The following is an 11,731-nucleotide window of genomic DNA, read 5'->3' on the forward strand; positions in this document are numbered from 1 at the left end:
AGTGCTCCTCAATTGGCAGCTAAAATTTTTTTAGTATCTAGAACTAGCAGCAAACCCCCTGCGTATGGATAAGCTCCAGCTAGCATCTGATGCATTCTACCTTTTAAAGTTGCTGGTGGGGGTTGAAATGTATTTTGTGTGAATTCTAAGACATCACCAACATCATCAACCAGGAGGCTAACTACTTCATCGTGAGTCGAGACAACTATATTAAATCCTTGGGCTTCATCTAGTGGGGTTGTGGTGCGGATGGTGGATTTACCCATTTCTAAACGCTGCTGTAAATCAATGACTGTGAGAATTTGTCCCCGCAGGTTAATTAAGCCACAAATATCTGAGGGAGCCAAGGGTACAGGTGTCATTACTTGGGGACGAATCACTTCTTGAACGTGCTGTACGTCAATCCCAAAAAAAATGCCGTTGAGGAAAAAGGTACACAGTTGTTCAGTCATGATGGTTGGGGTGGGGAAGGAAGCAATACTACAAGAGATAGGGTTTGGAACCCAAAATTTGGTTTTGGGGAAAAGGTTAAAGGTTAAGGGTGAAAGGTTTTTTCTTTCCCTTTTCCCCTTCCCACGCGCCTACAGTGTACACACAAGTTGCTTCATCAGCATTGCCAATGTAGGGGTTGACATTGCCAACGTATCGGTTGACATTGCTAATGTGTGGGTTGACATTGCCAACGTATCGGTTGACATTGCTAATGTGTGGGTTGACATTGCCAACGTATCGGTTGACATTGCTAATGTGTGGGTTGACATTGCCAATGTAAGGGTTGACATTGCCAACGTATCGGTTGACATTACTAATGTATAGGTTGGCATTGTTAATGTAAGAGATGATTCGTAAAGAAAATCTCAAGAAAACTGAATCCGGCTTTGTTCAAAGTATTAAGATTTGGAACCTACAAATAGGCGCGTTAAAAAGAAAGGGTTACGCCTACGCACACACCTTGACAGTAATAAAGTGATACTCAGCAGTACTGTGTTACTGGGGATGAATGCAACGTCAAGTGATATTCCTGAGCCACTGCGTAGCCAGAAAGAAATACAGATAACTCTTAACGATTAATAAATATATCTATACTGTCCCCTATTCATGGTTTATATTTACCCAAAGGTGACACGAACAGTCACTGATATTCAAATATAGGAGGCAGTAAAAATCAATTCAAATTCTGAAACTCAGCACCTAGCATCAACAAGGGACAAGGTGAGAAAACAGAAGCAGAGGTGTAGGCAGAAGAGTATATTCTGACTTGCAACTCAGCACTCAGCACATTTGGCAGCAGCGCCATATCACCTGTGTAACTAATATATACCCTCAGTGAGAGGTGTCAGTGTAAGGATAAGTTGATATTACAATAAAGAATTTTTGCTGAATTGCAACGGATAAAGACTAAACTAAAAAGTCTTGTGCAGCAAAACTTGTAGCTTTAAACAAAGTAATCATGTCCAAGGTTCTTGTCTCCGATCCTATTGACCAGGCTGGAATTGACATTCTCTCGCAAGTAGCAACGGTTGATGTCAAAACAGGTTTAAAACCAGCAGAACTGATAGAAATTATTGGTGAGTACGATGCGCTGATGATTCGTTCGGGTACACGCGTCACCCAAGAAATTATTGAAGCCGGCACGCAGTTAAAGATTATCGGTCGTGCAGGTGTGGGTGTGGATAACGTGGATGTTCCCGCTGCCACACGCCACGGGATTGTGGTTGTCAATTCTCCTGAAGGTAACACGATCGCAGCAGCCGAACATGCGATCGCCATGATGTTGGCTTTGTCTCGTCACATCCCCGATGCAAATGTCTCGGTGAAAAAAGGTGAGTGGGATCGCAAAACTTTTGTCGGCGCGGAAGTTTACAAAAAAACTCTCGGTATTGTTGGGTTGGGTAAAATTGGTTCCCACGTGGCGGCTGTAGCTAAGGCGATGGGAATGAAGTTGTTAGGTTACGATCCCTTCATCTCTACAGAACGAGCTGAACAAATTGGTTGTCAATTAGTTGATTTAGATTTGCTCATCCAGCAAGCAGACTACATCACCTTACACATCCCCAAAACTTCAGAAACAGCGCATTTAATCAATGCCAAAACCCTGGCAAAGATGAAGCCTACTGCCCGGATTATTAACTGCGCCCGTGGTGGGATCATTGATGAAGCAGCTTTAGCGGCGGCAATCAAAGAAGGTAAAATAGCTGGTGCAGCCTTAGATGTATTCGAGTCTGAACCATTAGCCGAATCGGATTTGCGATCGATTGGTAAAGACATCATCCTCACCCCCCACTTGGGAGCATCAACTGCAGAAGCGCAAGTGAATGTGGCGATTGATGTGGCTGAACAAATCCGTGATGTCCTCTTAGGATTACCCGCACGTTCGGCTGTGAACATTCCCGGACTCGGCCCCGATGTCCTGGAAGAACTCAAACCCTATATGCAGCTAGCAGAAACCTTGGGAAATCTCGTAGGACAACTAGCAGGCGGTCGAGTAGAATTACTCAACATCAGACTGCAAGGCGAACTAGCAACTAACAAAAGCCAACCTTTAGTGGTAGCATCCCTAAAAGGACTTCTATACCAAGCACTGCGGGAACGAGTAAATTACGTCAATGCCAGCATTGAGGCTAAAGAACGGGGAATCCGGGTGATTGAAACCAGAGATGCCTCTGTACGTGACTATGCAGGTTCCTTGCATCTAGAAGCGACAGGCACTTTAGGAACACATTGCGTCACTGGTGCTTTGTTAGGTGACAAAGAAATCCACCTGACTGACGTTGATGGTTTCCCCATTAATGTTCCCCCCAGCAAATATATGCTGTTTACCCTGCACCGCGATATGCCGGGTATCATTGGTAAACTTGGTTCCCTACTTGGCAGTTTTAATGTCAATATTGCCAGTATGCAGGTAGGTCGCAAAATCGTCCGTGGTGATGCAGTCATGGCTCTCAGTATTGATGATCCCTTACCAGAGGGCATTTTGGATGAGATTACCAAAGTACCAGGCATTCGGGACGCGTATACAGTAACACTATAAAGTGCTGAGTGCTGAGTAGCGAGTTCTGAGTAGAAGAAGAATCAACTCAGGACTTTCTCATCACTCAGCACTCAGAACTGAGCACTGAAAAGATGGCAAACACCTGGTGGGAATTACAGATATTAGCTGAACCAGACCTAGAAGATACAATCTTTTGGCGACTGGAAAATTTTGGCTGTCGTGGTACAGCAATTGAAGGTAAAGGCAATTCTTCACTCGTCAAGGCTTATTTACCAGAATTTCAGGTAGATTTGTTAGATTTGGCAGCACTATCGTTGTGGCTACGTCAAGATGCGCTATGTGTAGGGTTATCAGAGCCAAATTTAAACTGGCAATTAATTGATGAAGAAGATTGGGCTACTAGCTGGAAACAATATTGGCAACCAGAAGAAATAGGCGATCGCTTTTTGATTAATCCAGCTTGGCTACCATTCCCAGAATCCACAGACCGCTTAGTAATTCGCCTCGACCCTGGTGTAGCATTCGGTACAGGCAACCATGCCACAACTCAGTTATGCTTAGAATCTCTGGAAATGCGGCTGAGTCAATTACCTAAATCATTTGTAAATTCAGACACTCAAAAAGAGCCAATAGTAATTGCTGATATTGGTTGTGGTTCTGGTATCCTTTCTATTGGCGCAGTCTTACTAGGGGCAGAAAAAGTTTATGCAGTGGATAATGACCCATTAGCAGTCCAATCCACCTTCAGCAATCGCGCTCTCAACGACATTAACCCAAAACGCTTGATCCCAGCAGAAGGCAGCGTAGACATCCTCAAAAAACTGATTGAAGCACCAGTAGATGGCATTGTCTGCAACATTTTAGCTGATGTAATTATCGAATTAGTCCCCGAAATCACCGCGATTACCAAACCTAGCACTTGGGCTATCTTCAGTGGCATTTTACTTGAGCAATCCAAAGCCGTAGCTGATGCCTTAGAACAACACGGCTGGGTGATTGCTACTTTGTGGAAGAAGAAAGAATGGTGTTGCTTGAATGTGCGACGGTCGTAGGGGTTGGGGATTGGGGGCTGGGGACTGGGGAACTCGGGGCCCCCTCTGGGGATCAGGGGTAATGGGGATTGGGGAACTCGGGGCCCCCTCTGGGGATCAGGGGTAATGGGGATTAGGGGGATGACAATACTACAAGGGATAGCGTTTTGAACTCAAAATTGGTTTTGGGGAAAAGGTTAAAGGTTAAGGGTTCAAGGTTTTTTCTTTCCCTTTTCCCATTCCCCTTTTCCCCTTAACCGACAAGTATTGAGGGGGATAAGGCAGATAAGGAGAAATTACCATTACCCATTACCCAATGCCCCATGCCCCATGCCCAATGCCCTAAAGCTTAGTTTGTAGATGTTGGACTAATTGCGGTGCTTGCATTACACCCTCAATTTTGTCTACTGGTTGACCTTGCTTAAACAACATCAGGGTGGGTAAGGCGTAAATTTGATACTTGGTTGCTAACTCTGCATATTTTTCTGTGTCTATCTTAACTATCCGTAGACGGTCTTTTAATTGGGCATTCACTTGTTCTAAAATTGGCACCATCATCTGACAAGGGCCACACCAATCTGCGTAAAAATCTACCAAAACAGGTACATCAGAATCACTCAGCATTTCTTCAAAGCTGTTGAATTGTTTTTTAGTAGCCATGTGACACACCGATTTTCTCTTGTTTGATTTCAATATTAATGCGTACTTTCAAGAAAAGGTGTAACATCATTTTGTTTTAAAGTAAGTCAACAGCATGAAATATCAAACCTTTGAAAGATGCTTTAACTCTACTTTTAATGCAGCAAATTTGTGAAAAAATTGCATTACGGTAAACAACTCACAACAGAAAATTTAAGGTTTATTTTATAACTTAATATTCTTAATATTTAATAATTCATATTCATAATTCATATTATTTTTAACTGATTAGTTATTAATACTCCATCTGTAGAACAACCCAAAAAACTCTTTCTCCCCCGCCCTCTTGTACCTGACTTTTCACGGTAAGTCCTCAACCAAGCAAACTACGTAGCTTTTTCCACAGTTTCATTCGCAAGAGTATTAAATTGATGACAATAGGTAACGGAAAAATAGGGGTTGAGAGAAAGCGCAAAATGACGTTTTCCACATGCCGTGAAAAGTCAGCTCTTGTACAGGCGTGATTAATCGCGTCTCTCCAATGCAGCACTACTAAAAGCACGCCGTCTTAAAACTTCTAGCAGAGTAACAAAGGTTTGGGGTGGGGGGGCTGTCACTTCAATTAAATCACCAGATATAGGATGCTGTAACTTTAACCGCCAAGCGTGCAATGCTTGACCAGGCAAATTTACCCCAATAGAACGACCAGAACCATAAACTGGGTCGCCAACAATGGGATGCCCAATTTTGGCGCTGTGGACGCGAATTTGATGGGTGCGTCCTGTTTCGAGTTGAAAGTGAATTAATGTGTAATTACCAAGCCGTTCTCGGACTTGCCAATGGGTAATTGCATTGCGTCCGCCTTCTTCGATGGGAACCACTGCCATTTTTTTGCGGTCTTGGCGGTGGCGACCAATCGGAAAATCTATCACACCACTTTCGGCTTTTGGCGCACCGTAAACGACACCCAAATATTCACGTCGTGCAGTTTTAGCTTGGAGTTGTGCTTGCAGGTGTTGATAGGCGATATCTGTTTTAGCGATCGCGATCGCACCTGTTGTATCCTTGTCTAAACGGTGGACAATCCCCGGACGCTGCACACCCCCAATTCCCGGAAGATTGGGACAATGTGCTAATAAAGCATTAACGAGAGTTCCATCAGGATGACCAGGTGCAGGATGGACAACTAAACCTGCGGGTTTATTGAGAATAAGTAGCTGATCATCTTCATAGAGAATATCTAAAGCAATATCTTCCGCTTGCAGTTGTAGGGGTTGAGCTTCTGGTATTTCTAGAGTAATGCGATCGCCTGTTTTCACATTAATTTTTTTCGATGTGCAAACTTTACCATTCAGCTGCACATTACCCTGTTCGATTAACTGTTGAATACGCGAACGGGATAAATCTGGTAACTCTTGGCTAAGGTAGCGATCAAGGCGTTCGCTGCTGTCTTGGACTTGTAAATTAAATTCGGTCACCCTATCTAGAAGTGCTGCTAATTAAGTGAATGCTAGTTAATTTTAACGAACCACACACCCACAAGGAACAATAACAATCAATCCTCCCATGCCCAATGCCCAATGCCCAATGCCCCAAGCGACGGTGCGACTATCCCTGTCCACCCACAAGGCGATAGAGTTTCCCGTCGCTTTTATTGAAAGCGATTGGCAATCAGGCGATACAAACGCAGAATACTCCAAAGAATGAGGCTAGCAACTACGCCAGTTGTGAGACTCCACCAAAACGCCGGAGTTTGGAAAAAGGGAATATCTGGGGGTGGGGGTTCTTGGGCAAGAATGATGGAAGATGCTACTTGGCTAGTCGCTAATCCGACACCTGCGATCGCCACCGTGTTGCTAAGATTGCGATCAGATCGCATCTTCGATATCTACTTAAATTACTCAGTGCCATTCCCTTATCATTCCAAGCATGGCAATAGTCGGGGTTGATTTCTATTGCTTTGTTAAACGATGTAAGTGCATCTTCATATCGCCTCAATTGTTCCAACGCTAGTCCGCAGCTGTACCAAGCACGGTGATAGTCAGGTTTAATTTCTATAGCTTTGTTGTAATATACAATCGCATCTTCATATTGTTCTAACGCCCATAGAGTAATTCCCTTACCATGCCAATCTTCTGCATCTTGAGGGGTAAGTGCGATAACTTGCTCAAAGTCAGCCTGTGCTAACTGTGTTTGCTCTAGCTGTTTGTAAGCCAATCCGCGCCTAGCTAATGCCAAAATGTAGTTTGGCTCAATTATCAAAGCTTGGCTGCAATATCCTATGGCATCTTGATATTGTTCAAGTCGATAGCAAGCTAAACCCAAGCCATATAATACCTGTGGATTTTGGGCTTCTAGTGCAGCCGCTTGGTAAAAAGTATCTAAAGCTTGGTGGTAATTTCCCCCATCCAGTTGGTCATGTCCTTGCTGAAGCAACTCTGATAGGTTAGGGCTTACAGTCATTTCTTACTCTCGAAATGCATTGTTCTTATTATTACCTATACATAGAACAACTAGAGAATTCCTGCACCATTTGTAAAATCTACGTAGGTAAGCCAGCGCCATGTGCGGGGTTAAACTTGCTCCAAGGGGTGAAATTGCCCCTGACTGGCTCAATTTTTTCTCAATTGATGATTACCGTACAGGTATTAAAAATCAACTAAAAAATGATATCTTCTGTACATTTTTTAGTTAACCGGATAAACCAAATAAATATTTATTTTTGAATAACATTTTTAATGTAGATAGCTCTATTTCATAATTCCTTCATTTACTTTTCACAAAATTCACATATTTCTTTTCCCTTTTTATGAATTTTGCAGTAACCTAAGTTTTAGTAGGGAAGTTACTGAATATTTACTATTGATCTGAAAAATTGCGAAGCGTTGCGATCGCAGGCTAATCCTTCGCCGAAGCCACAACATAGCAATTTCAAATCTAGTTGAGTAAATGTTCTGGCATCGGGCCTTTAGACCCTTCAAATTGTGCAGATTGGCTATTTTTCCCTTATAAAAGCAAAATATGTTGCTATTGCTGATGAAAAGCTTGCCTGCTGCTAAATCGGTTGCCGTTGCATCTTACCATACACAATCTGCGTATCCAATCCAAACTGATTATTCCTCGGTGCTAAGTTACCATAGTTGTGAAACAAGTGATAATTTTATCCAAGTTTCTAGAGAGAACCACTACGATCTCCAATTTGGTAAAATATTAGGGTAAATATTTACTTAGTTACAATAAATACAGTTTCACAAATTGGAGACATCCTCAAGGTTAACTAGTTACGTAATGTCAAATGTCGCTAAAAAAGCTCATGAGCAATGATTTCATGCAATTAATGCATGAGCAATGCACTAGCTGTAACGCTTGCGTTACTGTGAGATGAGCTAGATTAGCGAAAGATACAGAAAGTAAAGCTGATTTTTGGAATACTGTTTCCTGGGAGCAGGTATAGCCATTTTGCTATTTGGCAAGAAATAGCATGGCTGTTCTACTAAGCTAGAGTGCATCGAACTGCACTCTAGTGTGACAGGGAGTTGGGAGTTAGCGAGATTTGCTTCTACTCGCCTAGACGTAAAGCGCTATGTCTATCTAAAAGCACTTCTAACTTGATCCCTGTAATGCTCAGAAAGGGTTTCCAAAAATTTCGATTAAAAATATTGCTTTTATCTTAGAGCCGTCCCAATGAAGACACTTCCTATTAGTAGATACAGGTTTTTTCAAAAGCTACAGCCATTATCTCTCTTAAAAAAAATCACAAATAAATCTGTAACTGGGTGTTTGCAAGTATTCAGCTCATCAGGGTCTTGGTCAATATATATAGAAGAAGGTAAACTGATTTACGCTTGCTACTCAGAAAAAATGTTTGAGTCTCTTTACAGACACTTGCAGCGTTTAAGTCAGCAAATTTCCACTCTTCCCAAAGGAATCGATCAACAGTTACGGGCAATTTTTGAGACTGGGATCGAAAATCAAGCAATACCAAATCCAGATTATCTAGCTATTTGTTGGTTAGTCAATCAAAAATATATTAGTTCTTCGCAAGCCGGAATTATTATTGAACAATTGGCGTTAGAAGTTCTCGACTCATTTTTGAAGTTGGAAGAAGGTAGTTACGAATTTATTCCCGAAAGTTTTTTAGATGATTTGCCAAAGTTTTGTTATCTCAATTTACGCCTACTAGTTGAACAATGTCAAAAATATAGAGGAGCAGCTCCTTTTGGGGATAAATCATCACTATATAGAGGTCATCTTAAACCGCAATTTTCCCAAAATCCAGGTTCACAATTTGCACGTCAAACACCATCGCCATCTTTAGGTACAACTCCACCAATTTTCCCAAAGCAAGGTAGTAATCAAGTTGCCGAAACCTCCGATAATTTAACTGCGAACCTGCAGCAGACAGATAATCAATTTCATCAATTTGAGCCTGCGACTACAGACCAGAAACTATACACTATCTTCTGCATTGATGATAGCCCTAGCGTCTTAAATGCTATTAAAAGTTTTTTAGATGAGCAGATGTTTTCTGTCATTGGAGTTACAGATTCATTAAAAGCTTTAATGGAAATTCTTCGCACCAAACCTGACTTAATTTTATTAGACATTAACATGCCACATCTTGATGGGTATGAATTATGTTCTTTATTGCGTAAACATTCCCAATTTAAAAATACGCCTGTAATTATGGTTACAGCTAAAACAGGGTTGATTGATAGAGCTAAAGCCAAGATAGTCAAGGCTTCTGGCTATTTGACTAAACCTTTTACGCAAGGAGACTTGTTGAAAATTATCTTTCAACACATGGTGTAATTTCGCAATCAGAAGTATAACAATACCAAACCTACTTATTTTTTTGGGAGGTTGAGGGTTGGGTATTACTTGGGCTGGCAAGATTCTCATTGTCAAAGACTCTCTGCGAGAATGGGAACTGATGAGTTATTATCTCGGAGACTGGGGTTACAAAATAGTTAAAGCTTCTGCTGCTAAAGAGGCTTTAGAAATAGCATTAGAGGAAAAACCAGATGCAATAGTTACTAATGTGGTAATGCCAGGAATGAGTGGATTTGAATTGTGCCGCTTCCTGAAAATAAATTTAAGTAGTCAAAAAATGCCAATCGTGATCTGTAGTAATAAAAATCAGGCAGTTCATCATGCATGGGCTAGAAAACAAGGTGCTGATGTTTATTTAACTAAGCCTTATACTCCCGAAGATCTACTAAGTGCAATTAAAGTCGTGACTGGTTGGAACTACATTATATCATGAATCGAAAAAAAATAACAAGCGCTGCAAATTTATAGTAAAAGGAGTAACAGTAAATAAAGAATAAAAATATACCTGAGTTGGCAACAATTAAATATGATTTCTATATCGTTCCAGTAAATTAAGTACATAGGTAAGGACGCATAGTTGTGCGTCCTTACAATAATTTGTAACTCATCGAACTATAGATGTTAAGTTATTTTGGGAATTAAGTAGTACATTATAATTCCAATTCAAAAGTTTAGCGATTTCCACAGGTAGCGTCACTGGATTGAATGGCTTAAGTATAATACCTGAAATTTTATACTGTTGCAGAAATTTTGGATCTAGCCATTTTGCATTTGCACTTAGTAACACAACAGCAATTGCTTTAGTTTTGCGATTGCTTCTTAGTTGTTGTAGAAACATAAAGCTACCACGCATTCCGATATCCAAGACGATTGCATCAGGGCGCTCAAGTTCTGCTTGTTCCAATCCTGATAATGGAGAATCGGCTGTGATTACATCCCAATTCGCTAAATCTTGCAAGCACAGTTCCAAAACCTCCCTTACAATCAATTCATGATCGATCAGTAAGATTTTTCTAGTATTTATAGTGATTTTCTCCCCAGTCTTCATTGAATTAAGCTCCAAAAAGGTAAAATTCATCATCTAAAAGAGATTTAGTGATGCTAGATATATAGTTGGTTAAAAATGTGCTAATTTTTACAGATTTTCTTTAATAAATCGGCGCTATAAATGCTGGTGCTGGCATTTTGCTAGTAGTACGACTTGGAAGCAAAATAAAGTCATACCAATTCAAAACCAAGCCAGAAATAATAATAGTTACGGAATGTATCTCTGCCACATTGTTTTTTCAAATCGGTAGCACGCTGAAATATTTTTTACAAGTTTCTGACCAACACTCATAGCTTTATCCTGTAAGTTGAGAAACTTTGATGCACTCACAAGAAAGATAAAGGATAAAAATAAAGAACTAATAAAGAAATTAATATTCTGAGAAATAATACCAATTAAAATAATGTTTGCGACACATCAATATATTCTAGAGGGCACGGTAATGCTGTGCCCTTACAATCTGTCGCGTTCTTTTTTCAAATTGGTATAAGTAGCTGTTATTTGTCATTAGTATGGCTTCAGATACTAGATAGCAATAATCGCTGTTTCATCAAGATAGCTTGTTCTGATGAAACAAATTTCACAAGTATTGTATGAAAGTGTACTTGGGGTTTACTCAGCAGTCAGCACCTAGCACTTTCAAATCAATCCCAACCGAGAATATCTGCAACTTGCTGGGAAATAGTAATGGGTTCAAAAGGTTTGGAAATGACTCCAGCAATTCCCATGAGTGCAAAGCGATCGCGATCTCTGGGCAAAACTCTCGCTGTCAATAAAATTACTGGTATCGATTGGCTAACCATATTTTCTTGCAGTTTCTCGAATACTGCAAAACCATCCATATCAGGCATGGATACATCCAACAAAATCGCATCAATGGGTGCTGTCTGGGCAATTTTTAACGCTTCCTTCCCTGATGGAGCTGTCATTGTTTTCCATCCCCCTAAGTCTTCTAAACAAGCCTGTACCAGTTCTCGGAGGTGCTCGTCATCATCAACAATTAATACTTGTTTGGTCATTTGTCATTTGTCATTTGTCATTTGGTAATTGGTAATGGGTGATTGGTAATTGGTAATTGGTGTTTGTTATTTTTCCCTCTGCTCCCTGCTCCCCTATTTTTTCCCAGTCCCTAATCCCCATTACCCCTTATCCCCAGAGGGGGCCCCGAGTTCCCCAGTCCCCAGTCCC

12 protein-coding genes are annotated in these 11,731 nt (G+C 41.0%); 4 read left to right on the forward strand and 8 right to left on the reverse strand.

The window, feature by feature from the left end; all coding sequences use genetic code 11:
* Positions 1-8: 8 nt before the first annotated feature.
* Complete coding sequence (locus HG267_RS07340; protein WP_045871404.1) at positions 9-452, reverse strand: chemotaxis protein CheW; 444 nt, start codon at positions 450-452, stop codon at positions 9-11.
* Positions 453-528: 76 nt separating this feature from the next.
* Positions 529-861, reverse strand: coding sequence for a hypothetical protein (locus HG267_RS07345; protein WP_155539345.1), 333 nt, complete (start codon positions 859-861; stop codon positions 529-531).
* Positions 862-1,450: 589 nt separating this feature from the next.
* Between HG267_RS07345 and serA the strand changes: the two genes are divergently transcribed.
* Positions 1,451-3,031, forward strand: a complete 1,581-nt coding sequence (gene serA / locus HG267_RS07350) for a phosphoglycerate dehydrogenase (RefSeq protein WP_045871402.1) — start codon at positions 1,451-1,453, stop codon at positions 3,029-3,031.
* Positions 3,032-3,123: 92 nt separating this feature from the next.
* On the forward strand, positions 3,124-4,044 hold the full coding sequence (prmA, locus tag HG267_RS07355; RefSeq protein WP_045871401.1) for a 50S ribosomal protein L11 methyltransferase: 921 nt from the start codon (positions 3,124-3,126) through the stop codon (positions 4,042-4,044).
* 321 nt (positions 4,045-4,365) lie between these two features.
* On the opposite strand, the gene trxA is transcribed toward prmA, so the two are convergent.
* From trxA to HG267_RS07375, 4 genes are all read right to left on the reverse strand, one after another.
* Complete coding sequence (gene trxA / locus HG267_RS07360) at positions 4,366-4,683, reverse strand: thioredoxin (protein ID WP_045871400.1); 318 nt, start codon at positions 4,681-4,683, stop codon at positions 4,366-4,368.
* 503 nt (positions 4,684-5,186) lie between these two features.
* Entirely contained in the window at positions 5,187-6,140 is a 954-nt protein-coding gene (locus HG267_RS07365; RefSeq protein ID WP_045871399.1) for an RluA family pseudouridine synthase, read from the reverse strand.
* A 173-nt stretch (positions 6,141-6,313) separates the two neighbouring features.
* Complete coding sequence (locus tag HG267_RS07370) at positions 6,314-6,541, reverse strand: hypothetical protein (protein WP_155539343.1); 228 nt, start codon at positions 6,539-6,541, stop codon at positions 6,314-6,316.
* Positions 6,487-7,125, reverse strand: a complete 639-nt coding sequence (locus tag HG267_RS07375; RefSeq protein ID WP_045871397.1) for a tetratricopeptide repeat protein — start codon at positions 7,123-7,125, stop codon at positions 6,487-6,489. The genes HG267_RS07370 and HG267_RS07375 overlap by 55 nt, the downstream gene beginning before the upstream one ends.
* A gap of 1,221 nt (positions 7,126-8,346) precedes the next feature.
* On the opposite strand from HG267_RS07375, the gene HG267_RS07380 reads away from it, so the two are divergent.
* The gene (locus tag HG267_RS07380; protein WP_071989423.1) at positions 8,347-9,474 is read left to right on the forward strand and encodes a response regulator; all 1,128 of its coding nucleotides are present in this window, start codon (positions 8,347-8,349) and stop codon (positions 9,472-9,474) included.
* Positions 9,475-9,532: 58 nt separating this feature from the next.
* Entirely contained in the window at positions 9,533-9,928 is a 396-nt protein-coding gene (locus HG267_RS07385; RefSeq protein ID WP_045871394.1) for a PleD family two-component system response regulator, read from the forward strand.
* 171 nt (positions 9,929-10,099) lie between these two features.
* Here the strand turns inward: HG267_RS07385 and HG267_RS07390 are convergent, their stop codons facing one another.
* Positions 10,100-10,543, reverse strand: a complete 444-nt coding sequence (locus HG267_RS07390) for a response regulator (RefSeq protein ID WP_045871393.1) — start codon at positions 10,541-10,543, stop codon at positions 10,100-10,102.
* A gap of 644 nt (positions 10,544-11,187) precedes the next feature.
* Positions 11,188-11,562 carry a response regulator gene (locus tag HG267_RS07395; RefSeq protein ID WP_045871392.1) on the reverse strand — a complete coding sequence of 125 codons (375 nt, stop codon included), beginning with the start codon at positions 11,560-11,562 and terminating at the stop codon, positions 11,188-11,190.
* Positions 11,563-11,731: the final 169 nt, after the last annotated feature.

The organism is Tolypothrix sp. PCC 7601 (genome assembly GCF_025677855.1).
Classification (GTDB): domain Bacteria; phylum Cyanobacteriota; class Cyanobacteriia; order Cyanobacteriales; family Nostocaceae; genus Aulosira; species Aulosira diplosiphon.

Bases quoted from the DNA above. Each gene is read 5' to 3' on its own strand.
- HG267_RS07340 (WP_045871404.1), bottom strand. From the start codon at position 452: ATGACTGAACAACTGTGTACCTTTTTCCTCAACGGCATTTTTTTTGGG.
- serA (WP_045871402.1), top strand. From the start codon at position 1,451: ATGTCCAAGGTTCTTGTCTCCGATCCTATTGACCAGGCTGGAATTGAC.
- prmA (WP_045871401.1), top strand. From the start codon at position 3,124: ATGGCAAACACCTGGTGGGAATTACAGATATTAGCTGAACCAGACCTA.
- trxA (WP_045871400.1), bottom strand. From the start codon at position 4,683: ATGGCTACTAAAAAACAATTCAACAGCTTTGAAGAAATGCTGAGTGAT.
- HG267_RS07370 (WP_155539343.1), bottom strand. From the start codon at position 6,541: ATGCGATCTGATCGCAATCTTAGCAACACGGTGGCGATCGCAGGTGTC.
- HG267_RS07375 (WP_045871397.1), bottom strand. From the start codon at position 7,125: ATGACTGTAAGCCCTAACCTATCAGAGTTGCTTCAGCAAGGACATGAC.
- HG267_RS07380 (WP_071989423.1), top strand. From the start codon at position 8,347: ATGAAGACACTTCCTATTAGTAGATACAGGTTTTTTCAAAAGCTACAG.
- HG267_RS07390 (WP_045871393.1), bottom strand. From the start codon at position 10,543: ATGAAGACTGGGGAGAAAATCACTATAAATACTAGAAAAATCTTACTG.
- HG267_RS07395 (WP_045871392.1), bottom strand. From the start codon at position 11,562: ATGACCAAACAAGTATTAATTGTTGATGATGACGAGCACCTCCGAGAA.